25 protein-coding genes are annotated in these 24,189 nt (G+C 45.4%); 9 read left to right on the top strand and 16 right to left on the bottom strand.

The genetic code is table 11. The features are described 5' to 3' along the window. The first annotated feature begins 165 nt into the window (after positions 1-165). From L5M29_RS15015 to L5M29_RS15025, 3 genes are all read left to right on the top strand, one after another. The gene (locus tag L5M29_RS15015) at positions 166-1,503 is read left to right on the top strand and encodes a coproporphyrinogen III oxidase family protein (RefSeq protein ID WP_105250563.1); all 1,338 of its coding nucleotides are present in this window, start codon (positions 166-168) and stop codon (positions 1,501-1,503) included. Between the two features lie 132 nt (positions 1,504-1,635). Continuing rightward, the gene (locus L5M29_RS15020; protein ID WP_011787794.1) at positions 1,636-1,869 is read left to right on the top strand and encodes a hypothetical protein; all 234 of its coding nucleotides are present in this window, start codon (positions 1,636-1,638) and stop codon (positions 1,867-1,869) included. 47 nt (positions 1,870-1,916) lie between these two features. Continuing rightward, the gene (locus L5M29_RS15025; protein WP_263168484.1) at positions 1,917-2,858 is read left to right on the top strand and encodes a DUF4424 domain-containing protein; all 942 of its coding nucleotides are present in this window, start codon (positions 1,917-1,919) and stop codon (positions 2,856-2,858) included. A gap of 53 nt (positions 2,859-2,911) precedes the next feature. On the opposite strand, the gene L5M29_RS15030 is transcribed toward L5M29_RS15025, so the two are convergent. Next, positions 2,912-4,912, bottom strand: a complete 2,001-nt coding sequence (locus L5M29_RS15030) for a ligand-gated channel protein (protein ID WP_263168487.1) — start codon at positions 4,910-4,912, stop codon at positions 2,912-2,914. Between the two features lie 124 nt (positions 4,913-5,036). Here L5M29_RS15030 and L5M29_RS15035 point away from each other — a divergent pair, with 124 nt between their 5' ends. After that, a complete protein-coding gene (locus L5M29_RS15035) occupies positions 5,037-5,993 on the top strand; it encodes a LysR family transcriptional regulator (RefSeq protein ID WP_263168489.1) in 957 nt (318 codons plus the stop codon). Between the two features lie 11 nt (positions 5,994-6,004). Here L5M29_RS15035 and L5M29_RS15040 read toward each other — a convergent pair whose 3' ends face one another. From L5M29_RS15040 to L5M29_RS15050, 3 genes are all read right to left on the bottom strand, one after another. After that, the gene (locus L5M29_RS15040; protein WP_173248138.1) at positions 6,005-6,790 is read right to left on the bottom strand and encodes a hypothetical protein; all 786 of its coding nucleotides are present in this window, start codon (positions 6,788-6,790) and stop codon (positions 6,005-6,007) included. A gap of 299 nt (positions 6,791-7,089) precedes the next feature. After that, positions 7,090-8,028: a LysR family transcriptional regulator gene (locus tag L5M29_RS15045; RefSeq protein ID WP_263168491.1), complete on the bottom strand. Its 939-nt coding sequence runs from the start codon at positions 8,026-8,028 to the stop codon at positions 7,090-7,092. 28 nt (positions 8,029-8,056) lie between these two features. Beyond that, entirely contained in the window at positions 8,057-8,914 is an 858-nt protein-coding gene (locus L5M29_RS15050) for a DMT family transporter (RefSeq protein ID WP_173497717.1), read from the bottom strand. A 193-nt stretch (positions 8,915-9,107) separates the two neighbouring features. Here L5M29_RS15050 and trmL point away from each other — a divergent pair, with 193 nt between their 5' ends. Beyond that, a complete protein-coding gene (gene trmL / locus L5M29_RS15055; protein ID WP_006079682.1) occupies positions 9,108-9,572 on the top strand; it encodes a tRNA (uridine(34)/cytosine(34)/5-carboxymethylaminomethyluridine(34)-2'-O)-methyltransferase TrmL in 465 nt (154 codons plus the stop codon). A gap of 31 nt (positions 9,573-9,603) precedes the next feature. Here the strand turns inward: trmL and L5M29_RS15060 are convergent, their stop codons facing one another. Beyond that, entirely contained in the window at positions 9,604-10,155 is a 552-nt protein-coding gene (locus tag L5M29_RS15060; RefSeq protein WP_219234984.1) for a hypothetical protein, read from the bottom strand. Positions 10,156-10,367: 212 nt separating this feature from the next. On the opposite strand from L5M29_RS15060, the gene L5M29_RS15065 reads away from it, so the two are divergent. Then, on the top strand, positions 10,368-12,395 hold the full coding sequence (locus tag L5M29_RS15065; protein ID WP_263168494.1) for an alpha/beta hydrolase family protein: 2,028 nt from the start codon (positions 10,368-10,370) through the stop codon (positions 12,393-12,395). A gap of 75 nt (positions 12,396-12,470) precedes the next feature. On the opposite strand, the gene L5M29_RS15070 is transcribed toward L5M29_RS15065, so the two are convergent. The 7 genes from L5M29_RS15070 to L5M29_RS15100 all read right to left on the bottom strand — a co-directional run bounded on the left by L5M29_RS15070 (position 12,471) and on the right by L5M29_RS15100 (position 19,904). Beyond that, complete coding sequence (locus L5M29_RS15070; RefSeq protein ID WP_263168495.1) at positions 12,471-13,934, bottom strand: M16 family metallopeptidase; 1,464 nt, start codon at positions 13,932-13,934, stop codon at positions 12,471-12,473. Then, positions 13,931-15,262 (bottom strand): M16 family metallopeptidase, encoded by a 1,332-nt coding sequence (locus L5M29_RS15075; protein WP_263168496.1) that lies wholly within the window; start codon positions 15,260-15,262, stop codon positions 13,931-13,933. The genes L5M29_RS15070 and L5M29_RS15075 overlap by 4 nt, the downstream gene beginning before the upstream one ends. A 137-nt stretch (positions 15,263-15,399) precedes the next feature. Beyond that, positions 15,400-16,821: an amidohydrolase gene (locus tag L5M29_RS15080; protein ID WP_263168498.1), complete on the bottom strand. Its 1,422-nt coding sequence runs from the start codon at positions 16,819-16,821 to the stop codon at positions 15,400-15,402. A 700-nt stretch (positions 16,822-17,521) separates the two neighbouring features. Next, positions 17,522-17,893, bottom strand: coding sequence for an immunity 49 family protein (locus tag L5M29_RS15085; protein WP_263168500.1), 372 nt, complete (start codon positions 17,891-17,893; stop codon positions 17,522-17,524). Continuing rightward, positions 17,881-18,420, bottom strand: coding sequence for a hypothetical protein (locus L5M29_RS15090; protein WP_263168502.1), 540 nt, complete (start codon positions 18,418-18,420; stop codon positions 17,881-17,883). Before L5M29_RS15090 ends, L5M29_RS15085 begins: the two co-directional genes overlap by 13 nt. A 194-nt stretch (positions 18,421-18,614) precedes the next feature. Continuing rightward, positions 18,615-18,824: a hypothetical protein gene (locus L5M29_RS15095; protein WP_063882396.1), complete on the bottom strand. Its 210-nt coding sequence runs from the start codon at positions 18,822-18,824 to the stop codon at positions 18,615-18,617. 360 nt (positions 18,825-19,184) lie between these two features. After that, positions 19,185-19,904, bottom strand: a complete 720-nt coding sequence (locus L5M29_RS15100; protein ID WP_263168508.1) for an ArsR/SmtB family transcription factor — start codon at positions 19,902-19,904, stop codon at positions 19,185-19,187. Between the two features lie 64 nt (positions 19,905-19,968). On the opposite strand from L5M29_RS15100, the gene L5M29_RS15105 reads away from it, so the two are divergent. Continuing rightward, positions 19,969-20,352, top strand: a complete 384-nt coding sequence (locus tag L5M29_RS15105; RefSeq protein WP_310795145.1) for an NIPSNAP family protein — start codon at positions 19,969-19,971, stop codon at positions 20,350-20,352. After that, complete coding sequence (locus L5M29_RS15110; RefSeq protein ID WP_263168509.1) at positions 20,349-20,678, top strand: antibiotic biosynthesis monooxygenase family protein; 330 nt, start codon at positions 20,349-20,351, stop codon at positions 20,676-20,678. Before L5M29_RS15105 ends, L5M29_RS15110 begins: the two co-directional genes overlap by 4 nt. Positions 20,679-20,796: 118 nt before the next feature. On the opposite strand, the gene L5M29_RS15115 is transcribed toward L5M29_RS15110, so the two are convergent. The 3 genes from L5M29_RS15115 to L5M29_RS15125 form a co-directional block, all read right to left on the bottom strand. Further along, on the bottom strand, positions 20,797-21,186 hold the full coding sequence (locus L5M29_RS15115; RefSeq protein ID WP_263168512.1) for a DUF6678 family protein: 390 nt from the start codon (positions 21,184-21,186) through the stop codon (positions 20,797-20,799). A 113-nt stretch (positions 21,187-21,299) separates the two neighbouring features. Next, entirely contained in the window at positions 21,300-22,202 is a 903-nt protein-coding gene (locus L5M29_RS15120; RefSeq protein WP_263168514.1) for a hypothetical protein, read from the bottom strand. 91 nt (positions 22,203-22,293) lie between these two features. Further along, positions 22,294-22,845 carry an SMI1/KNR4 family protein gene (locus L5M29_RS15125; RefSeq protein ID WP_263168516.1) on the bottom strand — a complete coding sequence of 184 codons (552 nt, stop codon included), beginning with the start codon at positions 22,843-22,845 and terminating at the stop codon, positions 22,294-22,296. 264 nt (positions 22,846-23,109) lie between these two features. On the opposite strand from L5M29_RS15125, the gene L5M29_RS15130 reads away from it, so the two are divergent. Further along, entirely contained in the window at positions 23,110-23,253 is a 144-nt protein-coding gene (locus L5M29_RS15130; RefSeq protein ID WP_217363206.1) for a hypothetical protein, read from the top strand. Between the two features lie 196 nt (positions 23,254-23,449). On the opposite strand, the gene L5M29_RS15135 is transcribed toward L5M29_RS15130, so the two are convergent. Beyond that, positions 23,450-24,112 carry a class I SAM-dependent methyltransferase gene (locus L5M29_RS15135; RefSeq protein ID WP_263168519.1) on the bottom strand — a complete coding sequence of 221 codons (663 nt, stop codon included), beginning with the start codon at positions 24,110-24,112 and terminating at the stop codon, positions 23,450-23,452. Positions 24,113-24,189: the final 77 nt, after the last annotated feature.

The following is a 24,189-nucleotide window of genomic DNA, read 5'->3' on the forward strand; positions in this document are numbered from 1 at the left end:
ATCTGCTTAACAAAAAGCCCGTGATTTCCTTGTTAGGAAACCGTAACTTATAACCAGTTCACGTTTTAACAATTACATACGAGGTAGTCTTATTGCGCTAGGTGGTCGTGAATTACCTAAAGCAATTTCGGTGTTTACGGTTAGCACTCTCAGATAGGAATCGTTATGTCATCAGTTATTCAAACGCTCAGCGGCGCTATCGCAACGCCTTATCAAGCGAATATTACCGTCCCTAACTGGATGCTCGGCTCGATGGAACGGGTCATGCAGTACTATGTCGATAAGAATCTTCGCCTCGATACGCTTTCCGCAGAAATGATGCCAGCACCGGTTGAAGGCAAAAAATATATGCTATACGCACATATTCCCTTCTGCCATACCCTGTGCTCTTACTGTACCTTCCACCGTTTTATGTTTAAGGAAGACAAGGCGCGTGCCTACTTCATCTCATTACGTAAAGAGATGGAAATGGTCAAGGCCCTCGGCTATGACTTTGAATCTATGTACATTGGTGGTGGTACCACCACGGTATTAGAAGACGAATTAGCCCGTACCATAGAACACGCTAAAACCCTATTTCCTAGCATTAAAGAAGTCTCCTGCGAGTCCGATCCGCAGCATTTAGACAGCCCAGGCTTTAAACAGCTCAAAGGCTTAGTGGATCGCATGTCTATCGGCGTACAAAGCTTTAATGACGATATTTTAAAAATGACCGACCGACTCGATAAATTCGGCACGGGTCAGCAAACCTTCGACAAGATCATGGGTGCCAAAGAGTTGTTCCCTATTATCAACGTCGACCTGATTTTTGGTTTCCGCGGCCAAACCGATGAAGTGATCCAACACGATCTCGACATGGCATCGCGCTTAGACCCAAGACAAATTACCACCTATCCGCTGATGATCACTCATCAAACCCGTAAGAGCGTTAAAGGCAAATTAGCGGCGCCGCAAGCGGATATGGCAAACCAATATCGCCAAATATTAAACAGTCTTAATGGTCAATATAATCAATTATCTGCATGGGCATTTGGTAAAACCGATGACGAAGGATTTGACGAATACGTTATTGATTACGACGAATACTTAGGGGTAGGTTCGGGCTCATTTAGTTTCTTAAATGACACGCTTTATGTGAACACTTTCTCGCTACGTAAGTACCAAGAACGCATCGCAGCGGGTCAAATGGGTGTCGAGCAACAAAAGAACTACAGCAAAAAAGACGTGATGCAATATCGCTTTTTGCTGGGCATGTTCTCCGGCCGTTTATCGCGTAAATATTTCCGTGAAACCTTTGGCGTCAATTTAGATACCGCCTTATTTAAAGAAATGACCTCAATGAAACTGATTGGCGCCATCAAAAACGACCCAACAGATCCCGACAATCTGATCGTCACCGACAACGGCAAGATGATGGGTCTATTGATGATGAAAGAGTTTTACTCAGGCATGGATAACGTGCGCGCCCAGTTGCGTAAACCGCTCAAACCCTGTGATATGTAACACTTATTGATGATTGTTGATTCATAAAGACTAAACAGGCCCTTCGAGGGCCTTTTTGTTAACTCGGTTTAAAGGTAATCTTGCCCAGTACTATTAATTGAGCACAATCCCAACAATAAAGGAGTATTCGTTATGGGTTTTAATGAACAAGAAAAACAAGCCTTATTAGCACTCAAAGGCGTTGGCCCGACAGTAATTAAACGCTTCGAAGAAATTGGCATCAGCTCGCTACAACAACTCGCCCAACACGAAGTGGATGATATTGCTAACTTAGTCGCCAGCATGCTGCGCACTACTTGCTGGAAAAATAGCCCACAAGCGCGAAATGCGATAAGTGCGGCCATCGACCTCGCCCGCGCGCAATAATCGTTCCCCATTGATACTTAAAGCATCCAACTAGAGTTAAGAAGTACATGTCAGCACACTTAGCCATACCCCTTTTTGCTATAGTTTTACTCGTCTACGGAGAAACTGCCTCTGCCAACGATAGCAGTTTTGGCGATGCTAATGGCTCTATTACCTTGAAATATCAGCCTAATATCAGTATGGATAAAGAGTCCCTCTTCATCAGCGAGACCGAAGTCAGGGTCGATTATGTGTTTACCAACACCAGTTCGCAGGATCTTATCGTCCCCATAGCCTTTCCCATGCCACCGATGTTTTTTGGCTCAGCCGATCACAGCAGCATTGATAACTTCACCCTTAAAGTGAATGGCAAAACCCAGCCAACTCAGCACAGGCTTGTTGCCCAACTTGCCGATAAAACCGATATTTCAACCGAGCTGAAACAGCTTGGTTGGGGGATAGATGAAGTCGCTTACTTTACCGAATATGCTGAAGTCCCCAAGGGTAAACCCGCACTCCACAAGCAATGGTTGGATGAGAACCAACAAATCGCCTTTACCCTAAGTGATTACTTTGTGTGGGAACAAACCTTTCCCGCGGGCCAATCTGTCGCTATCAGCCATAGCTACACGCCAAGCCTCTCAACGGGCATCCCCGATACTGCCAATAGTATTATCGATACTTACACTGAACTGGCCTGTTTAGATGAAAGCGCCAAGCAAGGTATTCGGAAGCGTAATCTCGTTGTCAAACAAGACGGCGAAGATGTTGAATATGGCGTGGAATGGAGCCACCTTAGCTATATTTTGGTCACGGCCAATAACTGGCAAGGGGCGATTAAGGACTTCAAACTCACTATTAAAAAATCCCAGCCCACAGATCTCATTAGCCTGTGTTTTGATGGCGAGCTTAAAAAAACCGATCCACTCACCTTTGAATTCCAGCAAAAACAGTTCACGCCAAAGCAAGATCTCAGCATCCTGTTTATTCGTAAACCGAATTTTGAATAATCAAAAAAGAAGCCAGCTAAGTGCTGACTTCTTTATAAGTCACTGTTTTTTAGTTAAAAACTATAAGTCACACCTAACCAGTAACGGCGGCCATCTTCGATATAACCGTATTCTTCTTGGGTAATTTTCTTATCGAAGGCGTTATAAATGCCCGCGCTAAATTTCAGGCTATCGTTCAACTGGTAGTTAGCCCCCAAATCCAGCAGAGTATAAGAAGGGGCGATTAAACTGCTCGATGAAGGTCCTGTCGTCGGTTGGCTCTCTTCGCCACGGTAGTTCACCCTCAACCAAGTGCTTAAATTATCAATAGGCTCGTAGTTGAAAGACGCTTGGATCAAATGCTTAGGCAATTGATTCAATGGGCTACCTTTATAAACACCTGTCTTTTGCTCCGAATCCGTATAGGTATAGTTACCTGTCAAACTCAAGTTCGAGCGAATGCGATAGTCGATACTCAGTTCAATCCCTTGGGTCACAGCTTCGTCGACGTTCACATAAGTCGTCGGATTAGAACCAAATTGATTTGGACCATCGGTACATTGAGTCGCAGGACAAGCTACACGGGTGATCTTGTCATTAAACTCGTTATAGAACACACCCGCGCTAGCGGTAATGCTCTCGGTCAGATCAGAATACAAACCTAACTCATAGTTAACTGAAGTTTCAGGTTGTAAATCTGGATTACCGTACATGTTGCCACCGCGGCTAACTTGTCCCCAGTCGGGCACTGTCTGGCGTAAACTCGGCGCCCTAAACCCTGTTGATACACCGCCCTTTAAGGTGGTGCTGTCGGTTAATCCCCACACGCCATAAACGCGCGGACTGACATGATTACCAAAGTTTTCATCATCATCCAAACGCAGCCCCATGGTCAGAGCAAAGTTATCGACAATGCGCCATTCATCCTCAGAAAACACCGACCATTGTTTGCGACTAATATCAGTTAAGTCACTCACTTGGTTACCTGTTTCGTCGGTGAGATCTTGATGATTGAATGCTGCACCAAAGGTCGCTGTATGACTTTGGCCTAACGTAGTGATAAGGCTAGATTGCGCATCCGTGTTAGTGATTTTCATCTTACGGGTTTTATTATCAAACACTTCATGCTTGATATAGCTATCCGAAGTACCAAAGTCCCAACGACCTGTATGTGAAAGGGAGAAGGTGCTGTTTTCATATTCTGTCGTTGAAGATTCAGGGCAACCGCGACGACCACAGGCTTCGCCCGGTGCTAACGGTGTGACGGTTTTACCTAAACTGCTGTCGAGTTCTTGGTTAGAAGTACCAACTTCAAACATGATATCGTGATTTTCATTGGGCGTGAGCGCAAATCTCGCGGTCAAGTTAGTCGCATCGCGACCTCGGTAACCACCATAGATTTGATCTTCTTCACGCTGGGTATATTGACCATAAAGTTGCATCCCTAGCAGATCTTTGATCAAACCACCGTTGACGAAAAAGTTGCCTTGATACACATTTCCCGAGTCAGATTTCTCCTGCAAAGTGCTGTCGAGTCGCACCTCACCCTGCCACTCGTTTGGCACTTTGCGAGTGATAATGTTAATTACACCACCAATGGCATCCGAACCATAAAGTGACGACATAGGCCCACGAACGATCTCAATTCTATCGATAGCAGCCAATGGTGGCGTCCAAGCGCCTTCAACGCCTGGGCCGTCACTGTTGGTCCGTGTCTCGCGCGAGGATTGGCGTTTACCATCCACTAAAATTAACGTGTATTGGCTACCCATGCCCCGCAGACTGATATCCTGACGGTCTGCACCGCCCGTAATCACCACGCCGGGCACTTCTAACATGGCATCGGTTAAGTCGCGGTAGAAGCGGTTATCCAGATCCTCACGGGTGATCACGCTGATAGAAGCTGGCGCATCGCGAATTTGCTGTTCAAATCCCGATGCAGTCACCACGATTCTTTCCATCATCTTTTCTTTATCTGACGCGGTATCCGCAAGGGCATTTGTTACTGGTACTATGGGCAACAAACATAAAGCGGTGATCACTTGAGCGAGGTACTTCTTACGACTTAACAACATAACCGACAAGTCTCCATTGAGCAAATATTGTAAATGAGAACAATTTTCAATACGGCAATGTATCTCTATGTTACAATCAGCTCAAGTTAGACTTTAGGTATTCACTTGTAAGAGTTACTTAAAAATGAATAAAAACATGATCAAAGGGATGATCGTTTTTGCGACAATCGCAGAAAAGGGCTCAATGAGTGCCGCAGCGCAGCAATTAAATCTCAGCTCGTCGGCAGTAAGTCAGCAAGTGACCAAGCTTGAAATGGACATGGGGATCAGCCTATTCCACCGCAATACCCGCAACCTCACACTCACCGAAGCGGGCAGTTTGTTCTATGAGAATTGCCGCAAGGTCATAGCGATAGTCGAAAGCACAGAGCAGAAACTTAATAACTTGAAAGGTATTCCATCAGGGGAATTAAAGATTGCCGCGCCTATAGGATTTGGCGGCGGCCTGTTAAGCGAACCTTTTAATTACCTGTTGGCAGCACACCCACAGATAAGTTTGAATTTACTACTGCAAGATGGCCCGATAGATATAGTCAACGACGGTATCGATCTGGCGATTTGCATCGGCCCCTTATCGGATTCCAACCTAATTGCCCGCCATTTAGCCGATTGGCGTATGTTACTTTGCGCCTCACCTAATTATCTGCCAATGCATAAAAACCTTAGCCACCCAACGGAGTTAGCTGAATTAAATCGGATCTATCACACTTATGCTAAAGGCGATATCTTAACCCACGCCTTCAGCCAAGAGTGTTTTGAACTGACAAGCCAGCGAATTAGCGTCAACAATATGCAAGCGTTAATTCAACTCACACTCGATGGTCTAGGATTTGCCGCCCTGCCCGAACCTGAAGTGCACAAATACCTCGAAAGCGGCCAACTTGTCACCCTATTACCCGAATGGTCACTCAATACCTACAGTGTTTATAGCGTAACGTCGGCGCGAGATAAGCAGCCCGCAAAAGTGAAAGAAGCGCTCAATGCACTTAGCCAATACTTTAGTCAGGCAGATTTTACAGATAATTATCATAATCGTGCTCCTGCACTCAGCAATATGCGATTCGATATGAATTTAAATTGATAAAAACTAATTTACAATTCTTTATTAAGCATGTTAGCTAGAGCTTGTAAATTAATAGGTGTCACTTTTATAATACCTTTCCCTGGAGCATCTATTTCAGCAATCATCAAGAATGATAATGAAATCATTGCAGGTAATATAAATAACAAACCTAACTTCCCTTTAACTTTCCTTGCATTATAACCAATCAATATATTGCAATTAATTGCAATAACCACCAATAAAATCCAAGCGGCTAATGGAATTTGATGACGCCATCCAGCAAAGGTTTTCTGTTGAGCTAGTACAATTTCGTTAATACTGGCAATCACTAATGAGGTCACAGGAGTCTGTTTCTGGGTAGTTTCATGCACCGCTGTTTCCCATAATACTTTCTGCAAATCCAACACTTTCATCCTAATAAAATCAATACCTTCAGGCGATTGTGCATCATAAATATTAATTCGTTGCTGTAAATATTCTCGTAGTGTGGCCTTCATTAAATCACGGCTTGATTCAGTCAATAAATCTGCTCGCATAAAACCAGTACGAATAACAAAAGCCTCATACTCTTCCGCTGCCTGCCGACTATTGAAGCCACTTATTGACATCGATAACGTAAAACCAATAATTAAACCAAGAAGAGATAAAGTAGCTCCTAGTATTACTCTAAAATCTTCATCGCCCTCATTATTACTAACGCCCTTCCTACCGATAACTTTTTTCCCAATCCAAGCAGACAGAAATAGCACTATAAATGAACCTAAAAACAATCCAATTGAATATAAAGTTAAACCAAAAAATTGAATATCAAGCAAAGTTTCAACCTATTTAATCATAATAAAACTTAAACCTATGTAATAAAAAAGAGAACCATCTCTTCTAAATAAATTATAGGCCTTCGAAAATTACCTTCGAGAAGTTTAGCCCCGAGGTCCATAGCTATAAATTTAACCAACTCGCAAAGGTGGTGCTCTGGCATTATATTTACTTATCTATTATTTACAGTAGTCAAAATCCAATTAAGATATTTCCTACAAAAAAACAAGATGCCACAGGGACGATGAACTTAAATCAACCATTAAAAACAGGGAGGGAAACGATACAAGATATTAATTTATAATGATAAATTATTATCTCGCACTTGGCTAATAATCAACTCTCGCAGCCATTTATGGCTTAAATCATGCTCGAAGTGTTTGTGCCACATCAATAAATACGCACCGGGGATCAGCTTGATGGGTGATGGTAAAGACTGAAGCTCAAAAGACTTCATCACGGCCAAGGCATAGCGTGAAGGTGCACAGAGGATCAAATCGCTCTGTTCACACAGGGTGAGAGCACTCTGAAAGTCGGTCATATTCACGGCAATATCCCGTTTACGGCCCTCGAGTTGCAACACATCATCCAGTAACCAATGCTCTAAACCGCCAAAGGCCACTTGCAGATGGCGATAACTCAAGAAGGTATCTAAATTCCACTCTTGTGTTAACGCCGGATGATCACGACGCATCAAACACACTGGATAATCCTGCACTAACTCAACATGGCATAAGTCATCGGGAATATTATTCACATGCATGGGTGAACGCTCATCCCACTCGCGGCAACCTATGGCTAAGTCGATGTCGCAACGCAGTAATCTGTCCATGGTATCGAGTCGCCACGTTTGGCAATTGAGACTCACACCGGGAGCTTGAGTGAGCAACATGGGCATAAAATGGGGAAAGGTCAGTGAATAGGTGGTTTCGACCAAATGCATTCTAAACTGTCGTTGGCTCAAGGCGGGTTCGAAGGTGTCCGGCCGAGTAAATTGCGCCAATTGCTGTAAGCATTGGCGCAACTCAGGCGCAAGTGACAAAGCCTTGGGTGTCGGTTTTAGGCCGTAGGCGGTACGCTCAAATAAAGGATCATCAAACACTTCCCTCAGACGTGTGAGCTGTTTACTCACCGCCGACTGGCTCAAATGCAACCGCGCAGCAGCGGCGGTCACGCTTTGCTCCTCAAGTAGAATTTCGAGTACGGGCAGTAAATTCAGATCCAAACGTTTTAGCATCTATGCCTCATTCACCCCAAAATAATGACTAGGGTTGCACTTTTTTAAATGGATTTAACCTTAAATTCTGCGGCAACTTCATCAATAACAGTGACAATAAAATCACAGCTATTCCCATCCATTGGCGCATATCTAAAGTTTCCCCCACAATCATGACCCCTAATGATACGGCAACCACAGGGTTGACTAAAGCGACCATACCCATGATTTCTGGCCCTAAGTTTCGCATAGACCATAACCAAGCCCAATAGGCAACGGCGGTGTTGGCAATCACTAACCATATCAGTGAAGGTACAAGCGTCATACTCGGTAGCTGCGGTGGCCCTGCCATAAACCAAGCCAGTGGGATCAACATCAAACCGCCTAATAATAGCTGCCACGCGGTCAGCACTAAAAAGTCACCCACATCCCACTTTTGCATCCAGCGAGAAGAAAAGGCAATTAACGTCGTGGCGCTCAACATGCACAACACGCCGATAGGATCGAGATCCGCCGAAGGGTTAAGCAGTAAAATCACCCCACCAAGACCCATTAAGCCTAATAATAACCACTTCATTGCTGGGCGTTTTTTATCAATGAGCCAAGCCAGTATTAAGAAGATGAGCGGCAGAGTGGCCCCTAAGGTTCCCGCCACCGCGCCCGGCAAACGATACGCGCCGATAAATAGCAAAGTGAAGAAGGCACCGATATTACAAAAAGCCAGCAAACCAAGCTTTGACCAAACCAAAGTTGGCAAACGAGGACGCAGCATCAACATCAGAATCCCCGCAGGCAGCGCGCGCCACACAGCCACCCAATAGGGCGACATATCATGTAAGTAGAGACTCACTAACGCATAGGTCGTCCCCCAAAATACAGGGGCGAGTAACGCAATAATAAAGGGCATAATGACTTCTTAAAAAGTATCTTGATGTTGAGATATATTACTTTGAGATAATAAAACAGGCAAGCCTTGAGCTAATAATTCCACCGATTACAACCTCTATTGCATGAACTTAGCCAAATCCACCCACAACAGACACTGCGCTTGGGCACCGTTTGCCGTATAATCGGCCGTCATTTTCTACAGGCGGGCCAGTATGTTCCATATCGCACTCTATGAGCCAGAAATCGCACCTAACACAGGTAATATCATTCGCCTTTGCGCAAACAATGGCTGCCAGCTGCATTTGATTGAGCCATTAGGTTTTGATCTAGAAGAGAAAAAGCTACGCCGCGCGGGTTTGGACTATGCCGACTTAACCAATGTGACTCGCCATAAAGACTTCGATGCTTTCCTCGAAGCCATGGCTGGCAAGCGCATTATGGCCTGCACCACTAAGGGGAGTCGCCCGCATACTGAGCTGAGTTTTGCCAAAGACGATGTGCTGCTATTCGGCCCAGAAACCCGAGGTTTACCGATGGCGATTATCGAATCCATCCCCACTGAGCAGAGACTACGCATCCCCATGGCGGCCACCAGCCGTAGCTTGAATCTGTCTAATGCGGTGGCAATTATCAGCTATGAAGCATGGCGCCAACTGGATTTTGCTGGCGCACTTTAAGCGCTATCGAAGGTAAATCGCGGATTTGCGGCTAAGGAGATGGCGCGACGGGCGTCATCTCTATCCCGCGAAAAAGCTGATAGCGATCAACATCATCGTCTAAATATTGAATATTCTGCGTCCATTGCCATGCGTTAGCTTGAGCACCCGCCCCCTTTGCCTCGAACAGTAATTGAATTAACGCAGACCGAGCAGTCACCACGCCCTCACCCAGCAAAGAATAATCGCCATTTTGACGATATAAGCTAAAGACCTGCTGCTTCTCTTGGGACACGCCATCGTAATAGGTCAACAACACTTGCTCGCCCTGCTCCCTAAACCACCAGGTTTCACTATAGGGCGCACGCGTGCCAACACTGACAGACAATAACAGCTGCCGCTTATCATGGGAGCAAAATCCGGTGACTGTGACTTTTCGTGGCACTTCCCCCACTTTGGCGGCATCGCCCACCCATTGACCGGTAAACTGAGGGCAAAACTCACTAAAACTTACCTTAGCCGCGTGTGCAGCCAGAGGAATAGCAGCACTCAGTGCAATTGCCACTCCCCATAATAGTCTTAATCGGTTGATTTTATTCTGCATCTACCTAGTCCTCAGCCGAAATATCACCCTAGATTAGCCTGTAATTCTGTCATCAACAAATCACAATTAGCCGACAACCATTCACAGATGCTTACACAAAGCGTCCCGCTATGGGTTATCACTCAGTTTGCTTTCATGCTCGGTTTCTATACTCTCGAATCTGCACCATAAATAAAATCATTATAACTATATGTATGATAAGGAGACTCACAGTGAAGAAGACAGGAATCTTATTGCTCTGTCTGTTGATGCCATTCGGCTCAGCATTTGCGGAGCAGGGTAAACCGCTCTCGGTGGAATTGCTCTGGCAACTTAAGCGTATTGGTAGCCCAGTCGTATCGCCCTCTGGTGAGCATATTATTGCGCCAGTCACAGAATATGATCTGAAGGAAGATAAAGGTTCGACCCAGTTATGGCGTTTTGATGGCGAAGGTAAGAATAATCGCGCTATTACAGTCAAAGGGTTAAAGGTGAGCGAGCCCGTGTTTTCGCCCGACGGTAAAACCTTGGCCTTTGTGAGTGAGCGAAATGAAGACGACGCAGGCCAAATCTACCTATTGCCTATGGACGGTCCGGGTGAAGCGCAGCGCTTAACCGACATACCTACTGGCGTAAATGGTATTAAATGGGTTGGCAAGCATTTGTATTTCATCAGCAATGTATTCCCAAATCAAACATGGGACGAGATGAAAACCCAACTAAAAGCCGACGAAGACAATAAGGTCTCCGCTCGTCAGTGGAACGCTTTGCCCTACGCTCAGTTTGATCATTGGTTAGATGAACGTCGACAAGCCCATGTATTTAGGCTCCCCGCTTCGGGCGGCGAAGTCGAAGCCGTGACGCAAGCACTCGGCCATGAGTTACCACGCTCGAGCCAAAGCAGTTCAAGTTACGATATTTCGCCTAATGAACGCTTAATTGCCTTCAGTACTTATGGCTCAGACAACCGTATCGACCCTAAACTGGATATTTTCCTTGCGACGATTGGCAGTGGTAAAGCAGAGAATATCACCCCAGAAAATCAAGCCGCTGATGCTGATCCCAGCTTTAGCCCCAATGGCAAAACGTTGGCTTTTACCCGTCAGAAAATCCCCGGTTTCTATGCCGATACTTCAAGGCTGATGTTACTGGATATCGATAGCCGTAAACTTAATACGCTAACACCAGAGTGGGATCGTTCGGTCAGCCAATTTAATTGGACCCCCGACAGTAAAGGCTTTTATGCCACCATCGAAGATGCCGCCACTAACCGCATTTATCATATCGATGCCAAAAACGGTAAAGTCAAAGCCATTACAGAGGCAACTGACTTTGGCCAACCCGCCATAGGTAAAGACGGTGAACTGATTGCCACCAACGAGAGCTTTTTGCACCCAGCGCGCTTGGTCAGCATTAATCCCCGCAATGGTAAGACGGTACGCCTAGAGAATTTTAATGACGATATTCTCAAAGATGTTGATTTAGGCACTTACGAATCAGTGACCTACAAGGGATATCAAGATCAAGATATTCAAATGTGGGTTCACTATCCCCCCGGATTCGATCGCAGTAAAAAATATCCACTCTTTATGCTAGTTCACGGCGGGCCACACAACGCCATTACTAACGGTTTCCATTACCGTTGGAACGCACAAACCTTCGCCTCTTGGGGATATGTCACTGCTTGGCCAAACTTCCATGGTTCTAGCGGCTTCGGACAAGCGTTTGCCGATGCGATTAACCCAGATTGGAAGAATAAATCCCTCGAAGATGTGCTCAAGGCTGCCGACTGGTTTAAACAGCAAAGCTGGATAGACAGCGACCGCATGGTGGCGGGTGGCGCAAGTTACGGTGGTTATCTGACCTCAATTATTTTAGGCCAACCACATCCCTTTAAAGCCTTGTTGATCCACGCTGCGGTTTACGACATGTATTCACAAATGGCGTCGGATTTTGCCGTGCACAGCACCCGATTTGGCAACTACTGGGATAATCCTGAGCTGTATAAAGCCATTTCTCCGCATTACTTTGCAGCTAACTTTAACACTCCGACCTTAGTCAGCCACGGTCAGCTCGACTACCGGGTACCTGTGGGACAAGGATTTGAACTGTTCCGCACCCTGCAAACTCGCAATGTGGAATCACGGATGATTTACTTCCCAGATGAAAATCATTGGGTTATGAAACCCAATAACTCTATCTATTGGTATAACCAAGTGAAAGATTGGATGACCCATTATGCTAAGCCAGGCGCGCAATAGCACCTAGAACAGAAAAGCAAAAGGTCTGCACTATGCAGACCTTTTCTTTATTGAATCAAGCCTCGCAATGATAACTTATTGGCCAAATCCCGTGGCTTTAATATCGACGGTTTGCACTTTGCCGTACTTAGCGGCAATAGGTGCAATCTTAGCCGCATTGCCAATCAGCACAAATTGCAGATCTTTTTGCGGGAAGTAAGTTTTCACTAACCTTTGGGTTTCTTCTAAGGTCAAACCATCCACCTTAGCTTGGAACTCATTGATAAACTTATCATCGAAACCGTATAGATACATGCCAGATAAGAGCCCCGCCAGCTGCCCTGAGGTTTCAAACTGAGGCGGGAACTGACCCTTAACGTAGGCTTTAGCCGAATCTAAGGTCGCTTGATCTACACCTTTCTCCCATAAACGAGCATAGGTTTTCAAGGCTAAATCCATCGCTTCTTGAGTGGTTTCCGTCTTAGTGAAAGTACTGATTGTGAATACGCCCGAATCGGTATAAGGGCTAAAACCTGAGCGTGCGCCATAGGTTAAGCCTGCGTTCACCCGCAGCTCGTCGTTAAGCCAAGAGGTAAAACGACCACCTAAAATAGTGTTCACTACCGTTAAACCTACATAGTCTGGATTGTCACGACTAATACCTAAACCGCCGATCACAAAGGTGGTTTCGATAGCATCGGGTTTATCCACCAGCAAGACTTTGGCCTCAGTCAACTGAGGTAAACCTTGGTTTAAATCAGGTTGTACCAGTTTTTCGCTGCCTTGCCACTGACCAAAGGCTTGCGTCAGCTTGGCTTTCATCGTCGCCACATCAAAGTCACCCACGACAGTTATCGCGGTATTGGAAGGTTGATAGTAACTCTTATGGAAGGCGCGCAGTTGCGGCACGGTTACTTGTTCAAGCGAATCGCTGTTACCCGAAGCCGCATTACCATAAGGATGTGCACCAAATACGAGCTTATCAAAATAGCGACCAATCACCGCCCGCGGGCTTTCTTTATCCTGCTGCAGCCCAGCAATCGCGCGCTGTTTGAGCTTATCGAACTCGGCGGCATCGAAGTCTGGTGTTAACATCGCCGCGCTAAATAAGCCCAGCATCAAGTCAATGTCCTTCGCCATAAAGTCAGCACTCAGATAACTGCCTTCCTTATCCGCTTCGGCCACTAAGCTTGCACCGAGAAAATCCACTTGCTGCTCGATATCCGCCTTAGATTTCCCCGCCGCACCTAACAGCAAGCCTTCTGCTGTCATTTGTGCCACGCCTGCGGTGGTGTCATTCACAGCACCCGCACGCACCACGGCATTTAAGGTAATCAAAGGGACTTCGCGCTGCGGCATTAAGTACACAGTTAAGCCATTATCTAACACAAACTTATCGTAACTTAGCATCGCAAAACTGCCAGTATCGACCCGCTTTGGTGCCGATGTCGCCGCGCAGCCCGCTATGATTAAGCTTGTGCCTAAAGCCAATGCTGCCATTAACTTAGACGATTTCCCAAGTGATGCCATCTTAAGTGATTTCACTGCTGTCGATTTCATAGGGAAGACTCCTCAGTTGCCGCCAGCACAGCTACAGTGCGATTCGATTTACGTAAATAGGTTTGGGCAACACGTTGAATATCCGCTGGCGTTACCTTGTTATAGGCTTCTGGCGCATTAAATAGCTTGTCGTAACTGCCAAAATACATCTCATAGGTGCCTATGGTATTAGCCTTACCATTAATGGTTTCCATCGAACGATAGAAATCCATCAACTTGATATTTTTAACTTTATCCAGTTCTTGCTGGGTCACGCCCGTTGTCGCAATCGCATCGATTTGTTCAATCAGCGCCTGCTCCAGCGTCGAGGCTTTCACCTCAGGCGTGGCAACACCCATCACATAGAAGAGGTTAGGATCGACCGACATCGGCATATAGGTTTGCGCTTCTAAGGCCACTTGTTTATCAACCAGTGATTGATATAAACGCGAGCTATTACCTTGACTCAAAATCGAGCTTAATAAATCCAGCGCATAAAAATCTGCGTGAGTCGCCGCCGGAATATGATAAGCCAGCATCACATTAGGTGTGCTCACCGATGCCTTTTGCACAAAGGTACGACGCTCACCCTTTTGCTCAGGTTCTACGGTGCGAATCGCTTTAGGCGGAGTTTGTGCCGGAATAGGCGCAAAGTACTTGTCTGCCAAGGCTTTTACTTGGGCAAGCTTTACATCGCCCGCAATCACGACCACGGCATTGTTCGGCGCGTAATAGGTTTTATGGTACTGGACTAAATCTTCCAGCGACCAAGCGGCGATATCCGACTCGTGACCGATCACCGACCAAGAATAAGGGTGGGCTAAAAATGCCACGCCTTTGATTTCGCCTTCGAGGGCATTCCAGTTAGAGTTTTCTAAGCCAGTGGAACGCTCCGACTGCACTACGCCACGTTCGCTATCGACCATGGCTTGGTTGATATCTAAGTTAGCGATGCGGTCAGCCTCGAGATCGAACATAGTTTCGAGCGCATTGGCGGGGAACCAATCGGTATAAACCGTCATGTCTTCAGTGGTATACGCATTGTTCGCGCCACCGGCGGCTTCCATAGTACGGTCGAACATTTTTGGGCCGTACTTTTTCGAACCGTTGAACATCATGTGTTCGAAAAAGTGCGAAATACCGGTAATGCCGGGCACTTCGTTACGTGAACCGACCTTCCAAAATAAATACATGTTGGCATTGGGAATAGAGGCATCTTCTAGCACCATGATTTTCATGCCGTTATCTAGCGTGAAACTCTTAATGTCTTCTGCCGTGGTGGCCTGTGCTTGGCTTAGGGGGTTCAAAAGTCCCATGGCCAAAACCAGAGCCGATAGCGTGCGCTTCATCTTGTTCGCTCCTTGCTGTAAATATCCACATATAGAGGTAAATTGTTTAACAAATCAAGCGCAGGAAGCTTATCCCGCGCCGATTTTTTGTAAGCTCAAGTTATACCGCAGCGCTTACGGAATAATACGTTAGCCACTTATTGGGCTTTGAGTGCCGTTAACGCCACTTTGGTCATGGCCTCAACGCCCACTTTTAGCGCGCTTTCATCCACATAAAATGCCGGTGAATGATTGCTGGCCGCCGTTTCAGGGTCCGTTCCCTTTGGCGTCACCCCGAGGAAGAAAAACATCCCCGGCGTTTCTAAGGCATAGTAAGCAAAGTCTTCGGCACCTGTGATTAACCCAGGTTCAATCAGCATCTTATCGCCCACCACACTCGCAAGCACAGGCCGCATACTGGCGACTAATTCGGGATTGTTGACCACCACAGGATAACCTTGATGGATCTCAGTAGTGGCAGTCGCCCCTAAGGTTTTCGCCGACAGCTCGGCCATTTGCGCTAGACGCAGTTTAATATCGGCGCGCATAGGTTGGTCGAAGGTGCGAATAGTGCCAATCAGCTCGACTTCATCGGGAATAATGTTAGAGCGAATGCCACCATTAACCGCACCAAAACTCACCACGGCAGGGGCTTTAGTGATATCCACCTGACGGCTGACGATCGTTTGCACGTTAGTGATAATTTGCGCCGCAGCGACAATAGGATCGACCCCATTCCAAGGACGCGAACCGTGGGTTTGGCTGCCTTTCACTTTGATAGTAAAAGAGTCTTCACTCGCCATCGCCGGACCACTGCGCACACCAATCATGCCACTCGGCATGCTAGAGGTAACATGCATACCAAACACTTGGTCAGGTTTGCGCTGAGCAAACAGCCCTTCCTTTAGCATCAATTCTGCGCCGCCTTCTTCCCCGTCTGGCGCGCCTTCTTCGGCAGGTTGGAAGATAAACATCACATCCCCCGCTAGGCTGTCTTTCACTTTCACGAGGTTTTCAGCCACGCCCATCAACATGGCCACATGGGTATCGTGCCCACAGGCATGCATCACCCCCACCTTTTGATCGCGGTAAGTGTCGGTCGCTTTAGAGGCAAAGGGCAAGTCAACCACCTCAGTCACAGGTAAAGCATCCATATCCGCCCGAATCGCAATCAACGGACCAGACTTGCCACCTTGCAGCTTTCCGCCTTTCAAAATGGCCACCACGCCCGTATGCGCCACACCCGTTTGTACTTCTAACCCTAATGATTTCAAATGCTTTTCAATAATCTTGCTGGTGCGAAACTCACGATTAGACAACTCAGGGTGTTGATGTAAATCGCGGCGCCAGTCGATCACCTTTTGCTCCACACCCGCCGCCAACTTAGCCGCATCAGGCATAGCACTGGTCGCCGCTTGCACCGAATTAAAACCCGTGCCCATAAAACTCAAGGCTAAGGCTGAAGCGAGTAAGGTCTTGGAAAAATGGGACTTATTTGCAGAGGATTTAAATTCAAATGCCTTTAGGATTGCTGATCTTGAGATAACTGATACAGCAAGTGATACAGAAGATAAAGTCATAGCGATAACCTATTGTTGTTTTTATAAGCTACCTAAACTACACGGACATTGAAGAATTGTTAATAGATTTAACTATGAAGGTAAAAGAGACAGTGCTTAATTACAGGCTGTCTTTAACCGTCATTCCTGCAATACTTGTGGGCGGGTATCCAGCTTTTAGGTAAATCAGTCTGTTCGATCTTGAGAGTATAAAAAATTTTTTCAAGTGAAACCCATGCTTAACCAATTGATTTATTATGAAATTAAGTTAAGCACAGCCATTACAATGACACGCAGCCAGTCCAGTCATGGGTGCTCGAACGTGGCATCTGCTGTATAGGACCGCTCGCATGGATGTGAATAAGCGACCATGGGGCGGACGGTCACCTCCATGGCAGCACTCAGAATGTCTGAACGTCCGCATTTTCTGGCCATGCGTGCACACTTAATCACGGTAGTTGAATTAGTTCTTAAGAGCTTTGATTAATTTTAGAGGGGAAACCGCCCCACAACAGCCGCTCACAGGGCATAAAGGCGGATTTTAGGTGGCGTGGTGAATTAGCCTAGGTAAGAATAATCACGGACACGCTTGGAGGCTAAGAAGCATTAAGACAGGGCTCAACTGCGATAAAGTTTGCCGTTTTCTCATTTAGAAAAAACTGTGACAGCCATTATGAGTCCGATTTTAATGGCCTTGTGCAAGGGACAAATCTAATAGTACTTAGCTTATCGGCTCTAACTGTTCGAAGCTCATAGGTTGATCCTCAATTTGATAGATAACTTCTGGGACATAATCGCTGTAGAACCCTAAGGTATAACCAAACTTGCGGTAGGCTAACTTTGCTAACGCGCTAAGCGGCAAGGAAATATCGCCAACTGAATGTCCCGCCATACGTGGCAGGCTATAAAACTTATCGTGGGATTGCAGCGCTAGGTACATGGCCTGCCGATATTGGACTTCATCAGCACCGCCGAAGATTTTCAACATGACGTCAATGGTTGGCAGCGTAACATTCGCGACGTGATCGTAAGATGCCGTCGATATCTTACCAAACTCAGTGGCGCTGACAAAATCTTGGATCAACGCTGCCACATCGCGCCTTTCACACGGAAGAAACCGGCCAAAATATCACTCATCATATGGGAAGGCGGATCCAACTCCCAATTAAAGTTATCGGCCTCCTTGATGCTGACCAAATAGGTCATATCTTGGTACTGATCATGCAACACCGCACTCCAAAAATAGATACTCCAGTCTGCATAGGATAAAAATCGGTTATCTGCAGGCAGTGATTTCAGCACTAAGGTGTCTGCGGGGATCTTGACACTGAGGGTATCGCCATCGGCCATCAGCTTACGTTTATAACCCTTAATACCCAGATAATGCATTTGCTGCAGATGCTCGAAGGCACGTGCCGGAGCTGCGGCGCTATGCAGTGCCTTTGATGCCAGAGCGAGATGACGATTACTGATACTCAGCAAGTCAATGTCTCTGGAATCGGTACGGATCATATTCATCACCCTATCCAGACTTTCCAAACGTTCCTGATAAAGCCAAGCATGGCCCTTGAGCCTTTCTAGGTGAAAAGGCAGCGGACGGGATAAATCGACTGATTGCATCTTGTTAATACCTTCCTCTATACCGAAATGGCAAAGCTATATCGTCATGAGTGACAATGCCACTCAGTAAACATGTCTCTATAGGCTCTATGACTACATTTATGTTAATTACGAAATAGGTGCAAAAATTAAGTGTCATATTCACTTAACTATGAGTAGCCTCATTTTGTACTCAAGAATTAATATGAGAATAGTTATTTTACTGAAAAATCTACAATTTGTGTATTGCTTGTTAAGCATTTTTCCCTAGTAAAATAATTCTCACAAAACATTGCTGTTACATGTAATTTTTTAGGAACGGGATCATAGATCATTTTAACTAGGTCTTTATCTACTATCTGACCAATAATTCCATAACGAGGCACTGATATTTTTTCGTTTAACGCACAACCAGAATCAAACATGCCATAGATGACTCCATTTTCATCCTTTATATTAAAACTGATACCACCCAATGGGTCAAAACATAGAATATAATTAAGCTCAAATTTTTTTCAGAATTATTATATATTGTTATATAAAAGTTATTTCCATTGACCTCAAATTTTAACGCCTCATTTGCCAATACAGAAAATGAGAAGACATGAAGAAAGAATAAAATTAAAGATGTTTTTATCATCCAACGCCGCCTAACTTAGTTCAAATTAACACCCCATCCAAATGCCTTCTATTCCTTTCTATCTGAATTCTGGAATAACAAGTAAAAATGGCTAGCCATAATTAACAATATGATTTTCAGCCTCAAATAGACAACATTAAATTGTCTATTTTGTCGCAATGCCATAGTCAGCACGAAAGGATTTTAACCCTCGGCTTGAAAATTGTAGGGCACGGGTATCGAGGGCTTTCTCTGCCCAGCCTTTAGTCAAAATATCCTTAAGAACCCATTGACCTAGAACACCAGCTAGATGGCTGCGACGCTCGCTCCAATCGAGGCATGACTTACACAAAGGACGGCGAGATTGACGACTTTTCGGCACATCGAATACATCATCTGGTGCACCCAGCAACGAGTGTTCTACGCCACGTTTGGCAAAAAAGGTCATCCCTGCTGCGGTAATTTTTGTTTCGCCACCTTCATGGGCGATCAAATTCTGCCGACTTAAGCTGTCGTAAAGCGCAACACCCAATTCACCCGCGAGATGGTCATAACAAACACGAGCCAGTCTCAATCTAGGGTCCGCAGGTCCATGAATGACCTTAGGGTTCGCAATGGCAGCGCTCATGTTGAGCAGACTTTCCAACAGTTCGGCCACTTGGCGGCTCTGCAGCTGAAAATACTTATGCCTCCCCTGCTTACGCACGAGCAATAGTTCACCTTCAACCAACTTAGTTAAATGGCTGCTGGCAGTCTGTGGCGTGATGTCAGCTTCAAGAGCCAGTTCTGTCGCCGTCAATGCCTCTCCGCCCATAAGAGCAATCAACATACGTGAGCGGGCGGCGTCGCCAATCAAGTTGGCAATAAAAGCGATGTTAGGTTCCATGCTTGTAATCTCATTCGAGGACAGTTCGATAACCATCGAAGCATTAAGTTTTCAGGTAATTACAATGCAACTAAAACCTTTACCACACAAGTCAATGGCGCCAAACACTATGAAAATCACCTGTTTTATCGAATACAAAATAAACCCCTTCAAATTGGAACAATTTGCCCAATATGCTGAAAACTGGGGCGATATAATTCCAGCCTACGGCGGCGAACTCCTTGGCTACTTTCTGCCACACGAAGGCACCAACGATACTGCATTTGGTCTCATTAGCTTCGATAGTCTGGCCCACTATGAACGCTATAGAGACAAACTGAAGACAGAAGCCGCAGGCAAGGCAAATTTTCAGTTGGCCAAGCAAGGAGAGTTCATTTTGAGTGAAAAACGCAGTTTCCTAAAGCCGATAGCCAAGACCTATCAAAGAGCTGCTGAGACAAAACTATGATGGTAGTTATTTTTGAAGTCGTGCCGAATCCCGGCTGCCAAGAAAGGTATTTAGAGATAGCCGCCGACCTGAAATCAAGCCTGAGTAACATTGAAGGATTTATTTCAATCGAACGGTTTCAGAGCATGGTCAATCCCGAACGCCTATTATCGTTGTCATTCTGGGAGAATGAGGCTGCGGTTCAGGCTTGGCGACAACAGATATATCACCGCGAGGCACAAACTCAAGGACGCGTACAATTATTTGCCGACTATCGCCTGCGGGTTGCCGAAGTTGTTCGTGACTATGGCATGTTCGACCGCGCTCAGGCACCTAAGGGCAACTGATATGCTGCGACTTGAATAGCGTGCCTTACAGGCACTCAGTCCTAGCAACAAAGAGTATACTCGCCGGCGAAATTTGACCCACAATACTAAACGCTAGGCGCCACTCTAAAATGGTTTTTTATGTAAATACTGGGGTTGTATCTTGGCTTATATAGCCCCATACCCGAAAACAAGAGCCTTCCATAGCGTATTTAATTCCGTGTCTATTTAGAATGGTAAGAATTTCACTGCTCCTATCGGTCTCCTTAGGTGCAACTAAACGACCACGATACTCGGAAACTATTGGATTAAAGTCTAGCCACTCGATACCTGAACTTTCTTCATAGATCTCGTTCCACCAAACGGCACTAAATCCTAAAATATCCTCTGATGAAATCAGTTTGTACCTTACGCTAATAGATAGAAAATGAAGCTCTTCAAAATCATAACAAAGCTCGCGCCACTTAGTTTTATTCATCACTGAGACTAACTGGCGTTCATTAATTATTTTTCGATATCTCTCGTGCATGATTTCAAGTCCAACTCATTTTTAGTGCGTGTGTATCCAGACATGAGCAAAAACAATCCTCCTTAAATAGAAACTAAATCACAATCTCACTTTAACTGGTTAATTTTTTGGGGTTATTCGTGACCATCTCTGTGAGAATGTGCTGTTAATGAATGGATTAGCGCCAGCGTATTTGGGTCAATTGGCAGATCATTTAACTCTCGCTCAGCTAAAGGATCGAAAGATATCCCAATGGACTCATGACCCGTAGTAAAAAATCCGTGTAATTCATGCTGCCATGGTAGGGGAAAATCAAGTGGTGGTAGTGGCGCATTGGCCATATGGAACCTCCACAGATTGACTAAACCATGAGCGTTAACACAGTAACATTTTTCCAGTAGCGAGAACTCCTGCTGCAGGCGATTAGACTTGACTATAATGGCTATGTTATCGATAAACGAGGTCATATCCTGATTGATGATGGCGGCTAGGCTGCGCAGCATCGCCATGCTGTATTTCGAGTCTTTTAGGTTTGTAAGTTGATGGCGTAACTTATCTGACACGGCTGTGGCACCTAAAATGGCATATACGGCATTGCAGGCCAAGAGTGTCACCCTATGCCCAGTTAAAAAAGGCGGCACAAATCGCTGTTTATAGGCTGTAATAGTAGGTAAATCATGGATGGCTAGTGCCGCCAACAAGGGCCAAATATGTAGGCTATCTGTACCCGAATAATCCCCATCCCGCACTAATCGCGTCAAACAACCAAAGCGCCCCGCTAATGTCAGGCAGTTCATAAACTCATCGAAGTTATTAAAGGCCACCCGTTGGATTATGGCTAATTGGGTTAAATCATTTTCTATGTAGCAGATGCGATTGATCCATTCGTTAGCGGAGAGATGACGACTCTCTTTTACACACTGTTGTAGGATAGCGAGTTTGGCGACTTGAGGCTCAGTTAACTGCTTGTCATTTTCTGCCAATCTCTGCAATGCGTTTAGTGCTTGGTCTCTGTCTTTTTTAGGGTAGCTTTTCACATCATACCTCACTTCATGTTGCCCTGAAGTTCAAAATGTAATCATAGGTTTACTAGGCTTATCGAGTAGTGGACGTTTATTTTCGTTATCCTTAATCCTCAATTAATTCATCTGGATATAGCGCGATTTGCGCCAAGGATTGTGCAAAAAATTGGCTTAGATCTGGGCTAATAAAGTCCATCATATCGGGGTCATGGGTGTATGCGATCACTTGTCCCATTTGGCCTAATGCCGAGGGCGAATGATCTGTAATCAAGAGTAATGTACCGCCCCCAAATTGGGCAAAGGGCAACCAACCTTCTTGATACCATCCCGATTGGATTTTGGGATCCCGCACTTCTGGCTCTTGGTAATTAGCGTAGTGCTGGGCCCGTTTTTTCATTCGGTCACGATATGCAAGAGATGAGGCTAAAGACAAAAAATCATACCGGCAAAAGTAATCTTTCCGGGCAAATACTGTGCTCCACTCATTGCCGCCATTGGCATATCCCCAAAGCTCCCTTAACGGAGAAACAAATTTAAAACCTAATTGTTTTTCGGCTTCATCTAAGGCCGAATTTGATAAGCCACGATCCAGTTCTAATGTTTGATTCATGTTGGCGTAAATAGCACTCAATGCTTGTAGATACGTCTTAACATCCATTGTATTTATTCCTTCATCTTGACACTTGGCCGCAGTATTAATCCATTTGCTTTATACCGCGAACATATACACTTGGCGAACTTAGTTAATCGAATTAACCACATAAATTCTATTTTCATATTGCTACGACAGATTCTGTCACAGCCTTCTATTACTTATAAGCCGCTATTCCAGCCATACCTTATTAACTAGATATACAGCCTAATTTTCAGCGTCAAGTGACCCTTACTCAGTTTGAACCCTCGCTCGCCCCGCAAAATATCGGTGAACGAATTAGTCGAGCGTCTTGCAAACCACACGCAGAATACGAGTAAACGTTTGGTGCAACATCCACTACTCGATGATATAGACCAAGCACTAGCGGCAATTGTGCGTGTAGTCGCGAGGAACACCATAGAACTCAGTTAATACAATCAGATAGGCGTGCTAAACAAACAACGCCCCCCACGATGCCCTAGTGATTATCGGGCTAACGGCTAACCCTAATCTTGAGTCAGAGCTTGAGGTATTAGTAATAGCCACTGGCATTACAACAAAACCCATAGAAAATCAGGCATCTATAGCGTCACAAATTGATGATAAGTACATTTAAGCGACAACAGCATTAACTCGACTGATGAATTCCTTTATGCATCTCTTTATGCAAGAAGACTACGTCCTTATCGATAATTTCTAATCGCCAGCCATAGTGCTGGGCGAGCCATTCAAAGGTCGCTTCGGCGTAAAAATTGATATGGGTAGGGTCATTTTTATAGTGCCAACTGGCAAATGCGGTTTGATTTTGTACCCGCTTGGTCATCACAGCCAAAATGCCGTTAGGTTTTAATAGCTTATTTAGCTGCTCAAGCAGAGCGTTAGCATCACTCACATGCTCTATGACTTCGGTTAAGGTAATAAAGTCGTATTGGCGGACTAAGGTTTCTGGGTTATTGGCGTAATAAAGGTCGTAATTATCTATCTGATAACCGCGCGCCTTTGCCATTAGACTCAATGCCTTACCTTCTCCGCAGCCAAAATCGAGCCCTTGGGCCGAAGTGCTAACACGGCTAAGTAGTGGCTCAAGTGTGCGATTTAAAAATGTTTGATAGCCGAGATCATCGGCATGGTTCTCGTGCTTATCGTACTCGGCTTTTTCTGCCTCGGCCGAAAGATAAAACTCAGAAGGCACGCTCACCAGTTGGCAGGTTTGGCATTGCTGGTAGCTACGCTTCCTATCTTGATGATAAGCGAGTAATTCAACGCCATGACATAAGGGGCAGATATTCAACAACAATTCCTAGGGATAGTAAGGTGCATAGTAATGAGAATAGTCGTAATGCCCACAAATAATGCTAGCACTGACTA

This window comes from Shewanella sp. SM95 (assembly GCF_025653595.1).
Lineage (GTDB): Bacteria > Pseudomonadota > Gammaproteobacteria > Enterobacterales > Shewanellaceae > Shewanella > Shewanella oncorhynchi.

Bases quoted from the DNA above. Each gene is read 5' to 3' on its own strand.
- L5M29_RS15015 (WP_105250563.1), top strand. From the start codon at position 166: ATGTCATCAGTTATTCAAACGCTCAGCGGCGCTATCGCAACGCCTTAT.
- L5M29_RS15020 (WP_011787794.1), top strand. From the start codon at position 1,636: ATGGGTTTTAATGAACAAGAAAAACAAGCCTTATTAGCACTCAAAGGC.
- L5M29_RS15025 (WP_263168484.1), top strand. From the start codon at position 1,917: ATGTCAGCACACTTAGCCATACCCCTTTTTGCTATAGTTTTACTCGTC.
- L5M29_RS15030 (WP_263168487.1), bottom strand. From the start codon at position 4,912: ATGTTGTTAAGTCGTAAGAAGTACCTCGCTCAAGTGATCACCGCTTTA.
- L5M29_RS15035 (WP_263168489.1), top strand. From the start codon at position 5,037: ATGAATAAAAACATGATCAAAGGGATGATCGTTTTTGCGACAATCGCA.
- L5M29_RS15045 (WP_263168491.1), bottom strand. From the start codon at position 8,028: ATGCTAAAACGTTTGGATCTGAATTTACTGCCCGTACTCGAAATTCTA.
- L5M29_RS15050 (WP_173497717.1), bottom strand. From the start codon at position 8,914: ATGCCCTTTATTATTGCGTTACTCGCCCCTGTATTTTGGGGGACGACC.
- trmL (WP_006079682.1), top strand. From the start codon at position 9,108: ATGTTCCATATCGCACTCTATGAGCCAGAAATCGCACCTAACACAGGT.
- L5M29_RS15060 (WP_219234984.1), bottom strand. From the start codon at position 10,155: ATGCAGAATAAAATCAACCGATTAAGACTATTATGGGGAGTGGCAATT.
- L5M29_RS15070 (WP_263168495.1), bottom strand. From the start codon at position 13,934: ATGAAATCGACAGCAGTGAAATCACTTAAGATGGCATCACTTGGGAAA.
- L5M29_RS15075 (WP_263168496.1), bottom strand. From the start codon at position 15,262: ATGAAGCGCACGCTATCGGCTCTGGTTTTGGCCATGGGACTTTTGAAC.
- L5M29_RS15080 (WP_263168498.1), bottom strand. From the start codon at position 16,821: ATGACTTTATCTTCTGTATCACTTGCTGTATCAGTTATCTCAAGATCA.
- L5M29_RS15090 (WP_263168502.1), bottom strand. From the start codon at position 18,420: ATGCAATCAGTCGATTTATCCCGTCCGCTGCCTTTTCACCTAGAAAGG.
- L5M29_RS15095 (WP_063882396.1), bottom strand. From the start codon at position 18,824: ATGTTTGATTCTGGTTGTGCGTTAAACGAAAAAATATCAGTGCCTCGT.
- L5M29_RS15100 (WP_263168508.1), bottom strand. From the start codon at position 19,904: ATGGAACCTAACATCGCTTTTATTGCCAACTTGATTGGCGACGCCGCC.
- L5M29_RS15105 (WP_310795145.1), top strand. From the start codon at position 19,969: ATGCAACTAAAACCTTTACCACACAAGTCAATGGCGCCAAACACTATG.
- L5M29_RS15110 (WP_263168509.1), top strand. From the start codon at position 20,349: ATGATGGTAGTTATTTTTGAAGTCGTGCCGAATCCCGGCTGCCAAGAA.
- L5M29_RS15115 (WP_263168512.1), bottom strand. From the start codon at position 21,186: ATGCACGAGAGATATCGAAAAATAATTAATGAACGCCAGTTAGTCTCA.
- L5M29_RS15125 (WP_263168516.1), bottom strand. From the start codon at position 22,845: ATGGATGTTAAGACGTATCTACAAGCATTGAGTGCTATTTACGCCAAC.